The sequence below is a fragment of the Pigmentiphaga aceris genome, assembly GCF_008119665.1.
Lineage (GTDB): Bacteria > Pseudomonadota > Gammaproteobacteria > Burkholderiales > Burkholderiaceae_B > Pigmentiphaga > Pigmentiphaga aceris.
The window spans coordinates 1,019,653-1,033,302 of record NZ_CP043046.1 but is presented as its reverse complement, the minus strand read 5'-3'; the positions used below and the strand labels follow the sequence as shown (position 1 = coordinate 1,033,302).

Below are 13,650 nucleotides of genomic sequence, written 5' to 3'. Positions count from 1 at the left end.
CCTCTCAGGCCAGCAAGGCCTGAAGCGCCTTCAGATCCAGCGGCTTGACCAGTCGATGATCGAAGCCCGCCTGCTTGGCTTTTCTGGCCACGGCTTCATCACCAAAACCGGTCAGCGCCACCAGCATCAGCGGTGCGCCGGCATGCTCTTCACGCAGCCGCTGCGCAAGCTCGTAGCCGTCCATGCCCGGCATGCCGATGTCCAGAATGGCCACCTGCGGCAGCGACTGGCGACAGTGCAGCAGCGCCGCCTGGCCGTCGGACGCAACCGAGGTCGCATAGCCGTACAGTTCCAGCAACATGGACAGGCTCTCGGCAGAGTCTGCATTGTCATCGACGATAAGTACCGAACGCTGTGACGGCGTTGCCGGCACCGGCGCGATGTCGATGCGGTCCGGTGCCTGCTCACGCGCAGGCAGCGTCATGATGAAGGTACTGCCCTGCCCCGGCCCGTCGCTGTATGCCTGGATCGATCCGTTATGCAGTTCGACCATGCGCTGCACGATGGTCAGGCCGATGCCCAGGCCCGCCTCGGTGCTTTGCACGGCCTGCTCTGCACGCATGAACAGTTCGAACACGCGTGGCAGCATTTCGGCATCGATACCACTGCCGTTGTCGCGCACGACAAAACGAACCTCCTGGTCGATGGCAAACACGCTCAGCGAAATCATCCCTCCCGTAGGCGTGTAACGCGCGGCGTTGTTCAGCAGATTGCTGAGGGCTTGCGTCAAGCGCGTGGCATCGGCATCGAGCCATATGGGCTGCTCGGGTACCTCGACACGGAAGTGGTGGCCGCGCTGCTCCATCAAGCCCCGGTTGGCTTCGGCCGCCATCTCGGCAAGGGTGGCGGCTTCAATCGGCTCGCGCTTGATGCGCACCGTGCCTTGGGTAATGCGGGACACGTCGAGCAAGTCATCGACCAGGCGCGCCAACTGACGCGTCTGGCGCAGCATCATGTCTTCGACACGACGCCACGGGCTGCCCGGGTCACCCTGGGTACGCAGGTATTCCACGCCGTTCTGCAAGGCAGCCAGCGGGTTGCGCAACTCGTGCGCCAGCATGGCCAGAAACTCGTTCTTGCGCCGGTCGGCGCTGCGCAATTCCTCTTCGTGACGGCGCAGTTCCGTCACGGCTTTCAGCACCTCGCGGTTCTGCCTTTCCAGTTCTTCCAGGGGCGTGGCAGGACGCGCGCGCGCCAGGTGATCGACCACCTGATTGACTGCAGCCGCAGTGACCGGATGTACCGGGCGCGGCAATATCATGCCCAGGTCGACCACCGTACCGTTTGCGTCGCTGCGCATCGAGAACTGATCGACCAGGCGACGGCTGCCGACAATGCCACCGGTGGCGTCCACGCCCCGCGAACCGCTGCTCAGCAGCGCATCGAGGTTGTCGATGCCATTGCCACTATCGCGCACGCGCGCAATCAGCACCGAACAGGTGGCCTGCACTTCGACTGCGAATTCCACTGACCCGGAGGTGGCGTAACGCAAGGCATTGCGGGCGATTTCCGACACTGCGGTTGCCAGGCGTGTCTGCTGATGGTCGTCCATGCCGAACAAGGCACAGATCTGACGCGCACGCTGACGTGCCGCCGGCAGGTCTTGTTCGTGGCGGATACGCGAACTGGCGAGCGGAAAATTCGAGATCATGAGTGATTGACGACCAGGATGGTGGCGTCGTCATGCGTCCTGTGAAAATCGCGATACAACACGCTGGCGGCAACGACCGCATCGCACTGCGACAGTCCCGGATACGCCATGGGATCAAGACGCGGGCTCAGGCCGTCGGAGTGCATGGCAAACCAGCTGCCAGGCGTCCAGTCGTACACCGTTTCACGCACGGTACGAAGCTGGTAACCCAGCGTACCGTCATAAGACATCAGGTGGCGACGCGCACCGTCACCGCCCACCATCACCCCCGCAATGTTGCCGACGCCGGCGTAACGCAAGGTATTGGTTTCTGGGTGCAGCACGGCCACTGCCGCCACCGCGCCCCGGGTGGGTTTGAGCGCCACGTGCAGACCGTTCAGGATATCGACCGGTGCCACCTGGGTACAACGCTCGAAAAAGCGCATGGCCGTTGCCGTGGTCAGTGCGGCTTGCGGCCCATAACCCAGGCCATCGACCAGCAGTACCACCGTGGTGCCATTGATCTCGCGCAGCGCCCATCCATCACCGCTGACATCCTGGCCCAGCTTGGGAAGCGCAATGGCACCGGCACGTACCGAGCGAGTCGGGGCAGGCGGCGCAGGCGCATACAGCGCCGCTTTGGGACGCGTCGCCCAGACGCGCGCCAACACGGCCGTTCCGGCACCCGGGCGCGAATAGATATCGAAGTCCGCCGCCAGCCGCGAGATGGCACCCATGCCAACGCCCAGACTGCCTGCGGTGGAATAGCCATCGGTCATGCAACGGGCCAGGTCTGTGATGCCGACCCCTTTGTCTACTGCCACCACCTCGATGCCCACACGGGCATCGTCCAACACGCGTGACAGCAGCAATTCGCCACCGCCGCCGTGCTTGATCAGGTTGCTGGCAAGTTCGTTGACGATGATTGCCAACTCACCGGTAGTTACCTCGGAAAACCCGGCGTCCTGGGCAAGTGTCTGCGCCTCGCGACGCACCGCACCTACCTGCGTGGCATCTGCAACGGCGTACCGCTGTCCTACATTCGTGACGAAGCTCGTTTCCATTGGGTAACCGTAATGCGTGTGCCTTCGCCCACGCGGGAATCAAGCTCGAACTCATTGCACAGGCGTCGCGCACCGCTCAGGCCAAGGCCCATGCCACCGCCTGTGGTGTAGCCATCGGTGAGCGCCAATTCAATGTCTGGAATACCTGGCCCCTGATCGATGAAGGTCAGGCGCAGGCCCTTGCGACCCTGGGCATCCAGTTCTTCCAGATGCATGTCGCCACCCAGGCCATAGATCAGGGTGTTGCGCGCCAGTTCGCTGGCAGCGGTCACAACCTTAGTCTGATCGATAGTGCTGAAAGCAAGGCGAGTGGTCCACTCGCGCACGCGCTTGCGCGCCAATACCAAATCTTCTGGCGCACGCAAGGGCACGACTTCAGTCATCGGTGCCGGACTCGTCCATCAGCGTCTGCAGCAATGCCACGCCCCTGTCCACGTTCAAGGCAGTGCGTATGCCGGGCAGCGTCAAGCCCAGCTCAACCAGGGTGATCGCCACGGCCGGCTGCATGCCGACCAGCACGGTGGCCGCATCAAGCACGCGCGCCATGGACGCGATGTGCGCCAGGGTGCGGCCGATGAAGGAGTCCACCACGTCAAGCGAGGAGATGTCGATCAACACCCCGCGCGCCCCGTGCTTGGCAATAGCCTGCGTCAAGTCGTCTTGCAGGGTAAGCGCGAGCTGGTCATGCAGTTCGACCTGCACGGTCACCAACAGCGAATTGCCCAGCTTCAGAATCGGTATACGTTCCACGCTTGTTGGTCCTAGGCCAATTTACTTGGTGAGGGCATAGATGCCGAGGTTGCGGCGCTTGAGCGCAAGCTTGAACGCGTCTGCCAGCGTTGCCTTGGTTGCGACACCGCCAAGATCCACACCCAGATGCACGATCGTCTGCGCGATCTGCGGACGAATACCGCTGATGATGCACTCTGCGCCCATCAAACGAGCCGCAGCAACCGTCTTCAGCAAGTGTTGCGCCACCAGCGTATCGACCGTGGGCACACCGGTGATGTCGATGATGGCAATCGATGCTTCGGTATTGACGATGCCTTGCAGCAGGTTTTCCATCACGATCTGCGTGCGTTCGCTGTCCAGCGTGCCGATCAGGGGCAAGGCCAGAATGCCGTCGTACAGGCTGACCACCGGTGTCGACAGTTCCAGCAATTCCTGTTGCTGGTTGCCAATGATCTGCTCGCGGCTTTGCTGATAGACCTCGGTGGTGTACAGACCCAACTGATCCAGCAGGCTGGATACTTGCATCAGCAGCGGAATGCGCTGGTCCGAGTCGCCATCCAGGTTTGACAGCACCAAGGTGAACAGCAGTTCTTTCAACGAGAACACAAAGGTTGCAGTCTCGCTGGGCGTGAAGCCCTGTTGCACGCGCGAACGCGACACAGCCTTCAACAGTTCACGGATTTCGTCCCAGACCGAGTCGGCGAAGTTGCCGCCGTGCGGGCTTTTCAGGGCCTGGATGAACAGGCCAAGGAATTGAGCCGACTGGTCGCGCAAAATGCTGTCGCGAGTCGGGTCCCGACGCAACGAGGTGACGGCAAGTTGTTGTTGCAGCCAGCTGTTGAGGATGGTTGCCTGGTGGTGCTCGATGATGGCAGCCAGGGCCGCATGGGGATTGCTCAATGTGCTCTCCAGGAAGCAGATTCGTGCAAAACGGCCGGCCCGCGCCACGGGCCAACCGGTACAGAAAAGAATGCGGGGTATGGTAGACGGCTACCGTCCAGTCTCATCAAAACAGCGGATGAGCGGGCAGCAGCAGCGCAGTATGCAACAGCGAGAGGCCCAGAGCGCAGATAAACAGCCCGCCACACAGGGAAGCGATCTCGACAATGATGCCAATTGTTGCAGGCGTGCGTGACGAGGTGCTCAACAGGCGCAACGCCACATGCCGGGCCAGCACACTGATCACCGCAAGTACCGAGGTTGTCAGCGCGGTGCCGATCGACATGGCGACCACGGCGGCGATGCCAACGGCGCGAAGATCCATCGTGTGGGCTACCAGCAACACCAGAATGGCACCGGTACAGGGGCGAATGCCGATGGACACCACGATCCCTGCAAGCGCGCGCCACGACATCGGGGCTTCCAGCTGATGACGGCTGGGACCGTGCATGCGCCCGCAGTCGGCGCAGAACTGCTGCCAGCGACTGCCCAGGGTTGCGGATGCATCGCCTTCCCCGCTTGCATCGCTGTCACCCTTCGCGTCGCGTGCTGCGGCGGCTGCCAGCTTGCTGCTGAACAAGCCGGTAGCGGGTGCCGCGCCAGACGCCGACTGCTGACGTGCTGCCTGCACACGTCGCCACAGACGACGCAAGGCACGCAGCACAAAAATCGCCCCCAGCAATGCGACCACCGCAAAACTGAAAGTTTCGACCTGCTGGCCCGCCGCCTGCGTGCGTCGCAGGCCCAGGTCGAGCAGGCCAAGCGCCGTTTCAACCACCGTCACTGCCACCACGGCCTGCAACAGCGAGGCCAGCACTGACATCACAATGCCGCGCTTCAGGCGGCTTTCCTGCGTGCCCAGATAGGTGGCAATGACCGCCTTGCCGTGGCCCGGGCCGGCTGCATGGAATACGCCGTAGACAAAGCTCAGGCTCAGCAAGGCCCAGGCAGCAGGGGCACCCTGGTTGCGCACTTCACGCAGGGCCTCGGCCAGTTGCCGATGCAGGTCACGCTGCTGGCTTTGAATCCACCAGGTCATGGCATCCCACTGCGACGACAGCCACCACAGCATTACCCCGCCCGCCAGCACCACACCCAGCACCAGCAGCAGCGCCCCCGGGCCGCGACGACGCGGCCCCGCTTCCGATACTCGATTCATTTGCAAGCCAGCGCCACCTTGTCGGCGAACAGGCGGCCCAGGGTTTCGTCAGGCGTGGCGTTGCGATCCAGCGCAAACGCCTGGGCGATGGTGGACTCCGAAGGCTTCGCGCGTTCCAGCTTCGCCTGGCAGACCGCAGGCGCGTCCCGCAGTCGGATGGACTTAGCGTCGGTGTAGCGCATCTCGATGAAATACGTGGGGTCGTAGACCGACAGCGTGGTGGGTGCCGCCACTGGGTCAACGGGGTTCGGCAGCGGAATCGTGAAATGCAGGCGAAGCCGTTTGCCGACCATCTCGCTTCGGTATTCCGTGACCGTACCCAGCTTCACTTTCTTGCCCCCGGCCGTCAGCGTGGTGAAGTAGTCGAAGGGTTGCAGGTTCTCAATCACCCGGGCACCGAAACCATTGACCACCTGCGGCGTGACCTTCTTGCCGTTAGCCAGGTCCTCGATCACAAAACCGGTGTACAGCTCGTCGAAAAACCATTCTTCCTCGATTGCCATCACCATGCCGGCGCTGGAAAAGCGCAGCGTGCTTTGCACGTCGATGAAGGCGTGAGGATGTGCGTGCGCCAGACCAGTCGTACCCGCCAGCAGCAGACCGACGACCAGATTGATCATCCAACCGGTTTTCTTGCCCACTGCGCGCAGCAAGCGCTGAATGCCCCATGCCAATGTCATGCAGCCACCTTCTGTTTGTTGCGCAGGCGCAGGAAAAACACCAAACCCACCAGGAACACGGCCAGCACACCGCAGCCAAGCAGACTTCGCACGCCCATCAGCGGCACCAGCAGACCTGCCACCGTGACGCCACCGGCTTGCCCCAGGAACAACATGCTGGCAAACAAGCTGACGGCGGTGCCGCGATGTTCGGGTGCCATCTGCGTGGCATTGAGCTGCAGGGTGTTGTGCAGCATGTAGAAGCCAAGACCGCAGGCCAGGCAGCCGGGAACCACCCAGGGGGCGGAAGGTGCGAGGGCGATCAGCGCCAGGCCCGCTGCCAGCAAGGAACCGCCGCCCAGCGCCAGCCCGGTTTCACCCAGACGTTGCACCAGAAAACGCACGGAAAACGAGAAAGCCAGACCGCCCAGGCCCAGCGTGGCGGCGATCAGGCCGGCATTTGTCAGGCTCAGGGTGAAACGCTCGTGCAGATACAACGGCACAAACGCGTAAGCACCAAAGAACACAAAACCTTCGATCAATACCGTGGCCAACACCACCCGCGCCCAGGGCCGACCAACGACGTTGGCCACGCCGCTGAACGGCCGTCGGCGTTCGCCATTCGGGTTGGCAGCAGGGCGAGGTTCGTTGCGCGCACGCTGCCACAGCACCACCCCCACGGTCAGGAAAATGGCCGCCAAGGTGAAGAACGCGCCGCGCCAACCCAGCGTGTCGCTGAACCAGCCCCCGGCGAACTGACCGGCGATGAAACCCATCATCTGGCCGGTCAGGAAACGCGCCAGTACGGTCTGGCGTTGCGAGTAATGCACCTGGTCGCCAATCCAGGCCATGGACAGCGGAATGACGGCAGCTGCGGTTGCCCCGGACAGCACGCGCCCGGCCAGCAGCAACGGGAAGACCGGTGCCAACGCGCAGATCAGATTGCCGATCAAGCCCGCCATGGTCGCCACTGCGATGACACGCAGCTTGCCCAGCCGGTCGCCCAGGGGGCCGTAGGCGAACTGCATGAAGCCGTAGGCGATCGCAAACAAGGACACCACCGCAGACACCGCCGAGATGCCTTGGCTGAACTCACTGGCCAGACGCGGCAGCATGGCGTCGCTGACCCGCATCGACGCGGCACTGGCAAACGCCGCGCAGGACAACAGCGCAATGGTGCGGACAGGAACGGGCGCAGTGGGAAGGTCGGCCGGGGCGGCCGAGGCCGCAGATACAGAAGAAGCGGACACGAGAGACTGCCGGTGGGGAGCCGGATCAACACCAAGAGACAGCCATCATAACGACAAGCGGCGGCGGCCTTGCCGATACCCACGCGCGCATCCCCTACAATTCCGCCTATCCCCGTCCGCCGCCGAAGTGATCCCTATGAGTTTTACGCAACAACTGTCCCAATCGTGGACCACCACTGGATCGCTGCTGACCGTCGGCCTCGATCCCGATCCCACCCGCTTTCCGGCTGAGCTGGCCGGGCGCGCCGACCGTATTTTCGACTTCTGCCGTGGCATCGTCGACGCCACCGCGCCTTACGCATCGAGCTTCAAGCCGCAGATTGCGTACTTCGCCGCTGCGCGCGCCGAAGACCAGCTGGAAGCGCTGTGCAACTACATCAGCGAAAACCACCCCGGCCATCCGATCATTCTGGATGCCAAACGCGGTGACATCGGCTCGACCGCTGAACAATACGCACGTGAAGCCTTCGAGCGTTACGAAGCCGACGCTGTCACCGTCAACCCGTACATGGGCTTCGATTCGGTGCAGCCGTATCTGGCCTGGCGTGGCAAGGGTGTGATTTTGCTGTGCCGCACGTCAAACCCCGGTGGCTCGGACCTGCAATTTCTGAAGTCCGACGGCGTGCCGCTGTATCTGCATGTGGCTGGCCTGGCTGCCGACAAATGGAACGCAGATGGTCAGTGCGCATTGGTGGTGGGTGCTACCTTCCCAGCCGAACTGGCGGCCGTACGCGAACGTGTCGGTGATTCGATGCCGCTGCTGATCCCCGGCATTGGTGCCCAGGGTGGCGACATTCCGGCAACGGTTGCCGCTGGCCGCAATGCGTCGGGCACTGGCATGATGATCAGCTCGTCGCGCGCCATTCTGTATGCGTCGGGCGGCGAGGATTGGAAGGTGGCAGCGGCCGAAGCAGCCCGCGCCACCCGCGACGCGATCAACGCGGCCCGTTGAGCTCGTAACTGAAGTTGCAGGCGCGGTAGAGGGCCAGTTGTGCGACCGGCAACGGGATCGCATCGCAGGCCTTCAAGCGTGCCCACGACACCGCATTGTTGCGCATCAGGTAGTCGGCATTTTCAGGGTGCCGCGCCGCCCGCCAGCCGCTGATGGCCACCACCATGGCCAGACGCGCGCGGATCAGGTCGAACAGCACGTTCAGCTCGTCGGTGTTGAGCCGGTTCAGCCGGTCGTAGGCACTGACGAAGCTTGAAAGGCTGGCCAGCACATCGCCCTTTTCATCGAGCTGGTAAGACGCCGCCACCGCCACATCGTTGATCAGCGGCGCTTCCACCATGTCACCGAAGTCCAGAATGCCGCTGACCTGGTCGGGCGCGTTCGGGTCGACCAACAGGTTGTAGATGTTGAAGTCGTTGTGGATGGGCTGGCGTCGCAGTTCTGCCAAGGCGGGTTTGACGCGCTTGGTGAAGTCATCGAAGGCCCGCTCGGCCACTGCGCGCTGTGCCGGGTCAGCCACATGCACCAGCAGCCCGCGTGCGCGGTCGGCGCGTTGAATATCCCAAGGCAATTCCAGCGAACCGGCAGGGTGCTGCATGCCTGACAAGGCGATGTCCAGCCGTGCCAGCGCGCGTGCTACGGCTTTGCTCTGTGCTTCCGATCGCGGTGCCTGTGGCATGGGCATGCCTGCCAGGTAGGTGAACAATCGCACCACACGAATGCTGCCATCGGGAGCACGATCGGTGAAAGACGGTGCACCATACAAGGTGGGCACCAATCGTTGTACCGGCAAGTCGGGATCGGTCTGCGCCAGGTGCAACAAGGCCTGCGTCTGGAAGTCGGCCACCAGCGGGGTTTCGACTGGGTGCGAAATTTTCAGCATGAAGCGGCGTTCGCCTGCCGGGTCGTCTACACGCAGCAGAAAGTTCGCGTCGCGCTCACCGGTCAGCGGGCTGAGGGTGCCGGTCAGTCCGTATCGTTCCGATGCCACGGCCGCTGCCCAGGCGGCAGGTACCGGGGCGGCGGCCGCGCTGAGCACGGCGGCTTCGGGGAATTCGGTATCGGGGTTGGTCGTGTTGGTAGCAGTGTCAGGGCGGGTCATATCTGTAGGCATCGTGCTTGCGGAATTTTTGTCCATGCTCATACCGTCGCGTCGAAGCCGCGCAAGGCGCTGGCCAGGTTCGGCCCCAGATCATCCGACAAATACCCTCCTTCTTGCACCAGCACTGTTGGCAAGCCAAGCCGGGCAATTTCGGCAGTGATCTGCGCAAAGCCTTCGGTGGTGACCGCAAAAGCTTTGTAAGGATCGCGCTCGTGCGCATCCAGACCCAACGCCACCACCAAGGCCCCGGGTGCAAAAGCGCGGATGGCATCGCAGGCGCGACGCAGCGCGATCAGGAAATTCGCCGTATCGGTGCCGCGCGGCAACGGCAGGTTGATGTTGTAGCCCAGGCCATCGCCCTCGCCTGCCTCATGTGCATGGCCAGTGAAAAACGGCGTGCAGAAATGCGGGTCGCCATGCATCGAAATGGTCAGCACATCCTTGCGTCGCCAGAAGATGCCTTGGGTGCCGTTGCCGTGGTGCACATCGACATCCAGAATTGCCACGCGCGCATGGCGGGCGCGCAGGTGTTCAGCAGCAATCGCCGCATTGTTCAGGTAGGTGAAACCGTTGGCGCGATCGGCGTAGGCATGGTGGCCGGGCGGACGGCACAAGGCGTAGACCACCTGTTCGCCATCGGCCACCAGTTGCGCAGCATGGGTGGCTGTGTGCGCCGACCAGGTCGCCGCATGCCAGGTGTGGCGGCCAATGGCGCAAGCGTTGTCACCCATGTGATACCCCGCCTGACCCACCACGCTGTCCGGGTAGGTATAGGGTTGACCGGGGAAGGGATGCACATTGGGCATCACCTCGTCAGAGGCATCGTCCAGTTCCTGCCAGCGTGCCCAGACTGTTTCCAGAAAACGCAGGTATTGCGGCGTGTGAATCGCAGCGCGCGGGCCCGGGCCGTAGTCCACGGGTGCCAGCACGTCGTGGCCAGCGGCTTGCGCCGCCGCCAGCAAACGGAAACCGCGCTCTGGCTGTTCGTTGCTGCGTTTGAGTTTTCCACGCACGATGAACTGCTGCGGATCGTGGCCCTGGTGCTGGTCGGTGTAGATGACTTTCATGGCGATGAGGACTCTGTGTGGCAGGCGGCAGTGGCTTGATTGTGCTGACGTGGGTATCGCGAACTTGGGTGTCTGACTCAGTTTTCTGACTCAGTTTTCTGACTCAGGTATCGCTGCTTTTTCCTGAAGCAAGGAACAAGGCACGCACGTGATCGTTGCCGTCTTTCAGGTGCACGCGCAAGGCGCTTTCTGCGGCGACAGCATCCCGTCGGGCAATCGCGTCGGCAATCGGGCGGTGCGATTCGGCAATGAACTTTGGTGCACCAAAACTGCCATCAGTCAGCGCCAGAATCATGCGCACTTCCGCTTGAATATTGCCGAACAGGCGATGCAGATAGGCATTGCCCGATATCTCGCAGATGTAGGAATGGAAGGCAAGATCCAGCGCCGTGCGTTCCGACTGCTGCATGCGGTCAACCATGCTGGACATCTCGTCGACCATGCCCAGCAGACGGGCCAACTGCGCATCGCTGGCGTGTCGGCAAGCCAGCGAGGCTGCCATCACTTCCTGGCCCAGCCGGACTTCGTACAAATCATCGATTTCCTTGACTGACATGGTGCGCACCGTGAACCCATGACGCGGCCGCGACACCAGCAAACCCTGGCTTTCCAGACGGCGTGCAGCCTCGCGCACGGGGGCGCGACTGACACCCATGCGACGCGCGAGTTCAGCTTCGACGATGCGTTCGCCGGGGGCAATGTGTCCCGACACGATGGCCTGCATCAGCTGGGCTTCGACCACCGCCACCAGGTCGGGCAGTTCGATGGAAGAAAACGGTGGATTGCGCTTGGTGTCGCTGGCCAAAAAAGCCGGGGAAGTCGGATCGGCCATGGCAATTCCTGTGGTTGAAACGTCGTCACGCATCAGGTGTGGGAAGCAAAAAAAGCGTCGGGAAAATGGGTGTGCCGGATTGTTGTGCAACCGAAGCCGGCATCCGTGTTCTGCATCAAGCGACCCGCGCCACACGTCGCGGCCAGGCCAGATAGATACCAGCCGCCGTGATCAATGCAATTCCGCCCAGCGCCAGCCCATCGGGCGGACGCTGAAACCAGAAGGTGCTGATCAACACCGCCAACAGCAACTGCACATAATTCAAGGGCGCAAGCGTGGACGCGGCAACACGCCTGAAGGCTGCAAGCAGCAACAACTGCGCCGCACCACTGCAAAAGCCGCCCGCCAGCAGAATTGCCCAGCCCTGCCAGCTTGGCCATACCGGCGCACCGCCCACCACCAGCACGACCAGCGTGACGATCAGGCATACCAGTGCCATCCACGCATACAGGATCGACGAATGCACCACGCCCGCCAGACGCCGGGTCAGCATCTGGAACAGCGCATAACAAATTGCCGAAATCGCCATCAGCAAGGTGCCGATGAAAGGCAGGTCGTGGCCGGGTCGCACGATCAGCAACATGCCGGCAAAACCAACGATCACCGCTGCCCACTGCACCCGCCCCACCCGCTCGCCCAGCATCCACGGCGACAAGGCCACCATCAGCAATGGGGCCGTGAAATAGATGGCAGTGGCTTCGGCAAGCGGCATGGTCACCAGCGCCGCCATGAAGCAGGTCGCCACCACCGCCAGCGACAGGCTGCGCAACAGCAGCAAGCCTTTGTGCTGCGCACGCCAGATGCGCAGTTCACCGGCCCGCAGCAACCACACCAGCGCAATGATGCCCACGGCGATGTAACGCGCCAGGTTGACCATTGGCGGCGGATACAAGGCCACCATTTCCTTGGCGAACGCGTCATAGCAGGCAAAGGCCACCAGCGCACACATGAACAAGGCAATGCCGCCACCGGCATTGCTGCTGAGGGTGGATGGCAGGGCACCTGTCGTTGCGTTGCCAACGGTGGCGGATGCCTGTGCAGTTCCCTGCCCTGCGCCCGGCCGGGCTGCTTGTCCGGCTGCGTGTCCTGCTGCCTGCCCTGCCGTCTGCTTGCCGGCAATCGCCGGCGACCGCTGCTGTGGATGGTTCACGCTGGTATCAGACTCCCAGGCCTTGCAGGAAGGCATCGAGCCCGGGGCCGATTGCATCGACCATGTAGCCACCTTCCTGCACCACCACGGTTGGCAAACCCAGTTCGCGCACACGCTCGCCCACCCTGCGATACGCGTCGAAGTCGAAGCGCAGCACGCTGATGGGATCGTCCTTGTAGGTGTCGAAACCCAGCGGCAGTACCAGCGCTTTAGGCGCGTAGGCCTGCAAGGCATCGAGCGCACGATCAAGCGCGTCGAAGAACACCTCGTTGCCACTGCCGTGCGGCAAGGACAGGTTCAGGTTGAAGCCTTCACCTGCACCGCTGCCCGGCTCTTGCGCGTAACCCACATAGAACGGAAAGTAGTTCGACGGGTCGGCGTGGGTCGAGATGGTCATCACATCGGCGCGTTCGTAGAAGATCTGCTGCGTGCCGTCGCCGTGGTGCGCATCGACATCAAGCACCGCCACCCGACCGAATTGCCGGCACAGCAGCTCGGCTGCGATGGCGCTGTTGTTGATGTAGCAAAAGCCCGAAGCCCGGTCCCGACGTGCGTGATGGCCAGAGGGCCGGCACAGCGCGTAGGTGATAGTGGGATTGGCAGTGCCTGCCGCGATGACCGCCTCGGCCGCAGCCACCGCACTGTGCGCGGAACGCAGCATCGAGCGCCAGGACAAAGGCCCCAGCGGCACCGACAAGTCACCCAGATACCAGCCGGCCTGCGCGACCACGGCTGGGGACGGGCAGGCACCGCGAACACCCTCGCTACGTTGTGCCGGGTCCAGCACATAGGGGCTCATGTTGGCCAGGACTTCCGGTCCGGGTTGCACCGCGCCACCTGCCAGCGCGTGCCAGCGTTCGTAGGCCGATTCCAGGAAATCCAGGTAGTCCGGGCTGTGCACGGTTTCCAGCGGAGCCCGCCCGTAATCACTTGGCGTGATGGTGTCGATTCCCCGCGCGGCCAACGCGCTGCGCAGGGCCAGCGGCCGGGTCGGCAGGTCCGCGGGCTTGTGAATGCGACCCAAGCGCATGAATTGCTGTGGGTCGTGGCCGAGCTGGTCTTCACTAAAAAAAGCTTGCACGGTTTGTCCTGGTCCGGGCGCAACGCCCGGTTC

General features: G+C 63.0%; 14 protein-coding genes. 1 reads left to right on the top strand and 13 read right to left on the bottom strand.

Going from position 1 to position 13,650, the window contains the following annotated elements; all coding sequences use genetic code 11:
- Positions 1-4: 4 nt before the first annotated feature.
- The 8 genes from FXN63_RS04315 to FXN63_RS04280 form a co-directional block, all read right to left on the bottom strand.
- Positions 5-1,651 carry an ATP-binding protein gene (locus tag FXN63_RS04315; protein WP_148813166.1) on the bottom strand — a complete coding sequence of 549 codons (1,647 nt, stop codon included), beginning with the start codon at positions 1,649-1,651 and terminating at the stop codon, positions 5-7.
- Positions 1,648-2,694, bottom strand: a complete 1,047-nt coding sequence (locus tag FXN63_RS04310) for an ATP-binding SpoIIE family protein phosphatase (protein ID WP_148813164.1) — start codon at positions 2,692-2,694, stop codon at positions 1,648-1,650. Before FXN63_RS04310 ends, FXN63_RS04315 begins: the two co-directional genes overlap by 4 nt.
- Positions 2,667-3,077: an ATP-binding protein gene (locus FXN63_RS04305; RefSeq protein WP_148813162.1), complete on the bottom strand. Its 411-nt coding sequence runs from the start codon at positions 3,075-3,077 to the stop codon at positions 2,667-2,669. The genes FXN63_RS04310 and FXN63_RS04305 overlap by 28 nt, the downstream gene beginning before the upstream one ends.
- The gene (locus FXN63_RS04300; protein WP_148813160.1) at positions 3,070-3,444 is read right to left on the bottom strand and encodes an STAS domain-containing protein; all 375 of its coding nucleotides are present in this window, start codon (positions 3,442-3,444) and stop codon (positions 3,070-3,072) included. Before FXN63_RS04300 ends, FXN63_RS04305 begins: the two co-directional genes overlap by 8 nt.
- A 21-nt stretch (positions 3,445-3,465) precedes the next feature.
- Entirely contained in the window at positions 3,466-4,326 is an 861-nt protein-coding gene (locus tag FXN63_RS04295) for an STAS domain-containing protein (RefSeq protein ID WP_148813158.1), read from the bottom strand.
- Between the two features lie 106 nt (positions 4,327-4,432).
- The gene (locus tag FXN63_RS04290) at positions 4,433-5,524 is read right to left on the bottom strand and encodes a nickel/cobalt transporter (protein ID WP_148813156.1); all 1,092 of its coding nucleotides are present in this window, start codon (positions 5,522-5,524) and stop codon (positions 4,433-4,435) included.
- Complete coding sequence (locus FXN63_RS04285) at positions 5,521-6,204, bottom strand: DUF1007 family protein (RefSeq protein WP_148813154.1); 684 nt, start codon at positions 6,202-6,204, stop codon at positions 5,521-5,523. Before FXN63_RS04285 ends, FXN63_RS04290 begins: the two co-directional genes overlap by 4 nt.
- Positions 6,201-7,433 carry an MFS transporter gene (locus tag FXN63_RS04280; protein ID WP_246165028.1) on the bottom strand — a complete coding sequence of 411 codons (1,233 nt, stop codon included), beginning with the start codon at positions 7,431-7,433 and terminating at the stop codon, positions 6,201-6,203. Before FXN63_RS04280 ends, FXN63_RS04285 begins: the two co-directional genes overlap by 4 nt.
- Positions 7,434-7,569: 136 nt before the next feature.
- Here FXN63_RS04280 and pyrF point away from each other — a divergent pair, with 136 nt between their 5' ends.
- A complete protein-coding gene (gene pyrF, locus FXN63_RS04275) occupies positions 7,570-8,385 on the top strand; it encodes an orotidine-5'-phosphate decarboxylase (protein ID WP_148813151.1) in 816 nt (271 codons plus the stop codon).
- On the opposite strand, the gene FXN63_RS04270 is transcribed toward pyrF, so the two are convergent.
- The 5 genes from FXN63_RS04270 to FXN63_RS04250 all read right to left on the bottom strand — a co-directional run bounded on the left by FXN63_RS04270 (position 8,369) and on the right by FXN63_RS04250 (position 13,617).
- Positions 8,369-9,487 carry a phosphotransferase gene (locus FXN63_RS04270; protein ID WP_148818927.1) on the bottom strand — a complete coding sequence of 373 codons (1,119 nt, stop codon included), beginning with the start codon at positions 9,485-9,487 and terminating at the stop codon, positions 8,369-8,371. The two genes, pyrF and FXN63_RS04270, sit on opposite strands and share 17 nt — an antisense overlap.
- 38 nt (positions 9,488-9,525) lie before the next feature.
- Entirely contained in the window at positions 9,526-10,554 is a 1,029-nt protein-coding gene (locus tag FXN63_RS04265) for a histone deacetylase family protein (protein WP_148813149.1), read from the bottom strand.
- Between the two features lie 103 nt (positions 10,555-10,657).
- Complete coding sequence (locus FXN63_RS04260) at positions 10,658-11,386, bottom strand: GntR family transcriptional regulator (RefSeq protein WP_187395095.1); 729 nt, start codon at positions 11,384-11,386, stop codon at positions 10,658-10,660.
- A gap of 115 nt (positions 11,387-11,501) precedes the next feature.
- The gene (locus FXN63_RS04255) at positions 11,502-12,335 is read right to left on the bottom strand and encodes a DMT family transporter (protein ID WP_148818925.1); all 834 of its coding nucleotides are present in this window, start codon (positions 12,333-12,335) and stop codon (positions 11,502-11,504) included.
- A 208-nt stretch (positions 12,336-12,543) separates the two neighbouring features.
- Positions 12,544-13,617 (bottom strand): histone deacetylase family protein, encoded by a 1,074-nt coding sequence (locus tag FXN63_RS04250; protein WP_148813145.1) that lies wholly within the window; start codon positions 13,615-13,617, stop codon positions 12,544-12,546.
- Between the last annotated feature and the right edge of the window lie 33 nt (positions 13,618-13,650).

Coding starts and splice junctions, on each gene's coding strand:
- FXN63_RS04290 (WP_148813156.1), bottom strand. CDS start 5,524: ATGAATCGAGTATCGGAAGCGGGGCCGCGTCGTCGCGGCCCGGGGGCG.
- FXN63_RS04315 (WP_148813166.1), bottom strand. CDS start 1,651: ATGATCTCGAATTTTCCGCTCGCCAGTTCGCGTATCCGCCACGAACAA.
- FXN63_RS04255 (WP_148818925.1), bottom strand. CDS start 12,335: ATGTGTGCGCTGGTGGCCTTTGCCTGCTATGACGCGTTCGCCAAGGAA.
- FXN63_RS04260 (WP_187395095.1), bottom strand. CDS start 11,386: ATGGCCGATCCGACTTCCCCGGCTTTTTTGGCCAGCGACACCAAGCGC.
- FXN63_RS04270 (WP_148818927.1), bottom strand. CDS start 9,487: ATGACCCGCCCTGACACTGCTACCAACACGACCAACCCCGATACCGAA.
- FXN63_RS04285 (WP_148813154.1), bottom strand. CDS start 6,204: ATGACATTGGCATGGGGCATTCAGCGCTTGCTGCGCGCAGTGGGCAAG.
- FXN63_RS04265 (WP_148813149.1), bottom strand. CDS start 10,554: ATGAAAGTCATCTACACCGACCAGCACCAGGGCCACGATCCGCAGCAG.
- FXN63_RS04305 (WP_148813162.1), bottom strand. CDS start 3,077: ATGACTGAAGTCGTGCCCTTGCGTGCGCCAGAAGATTTGGTATTGGCG.
- FXN63_RS04310 (WP_148813164.1), bottom strand. CDS start 2,694: ATGGAAACGAGCTTCGTCACGAATGTAGGACAGCGGTACGCCGTTGCA.
- pyrF (WP_148813151.1), top strand. CDS start 7,570: ATGAGTTTTACGCAACAACTGTCCCAATCGTGGACCACCACTGGATCG.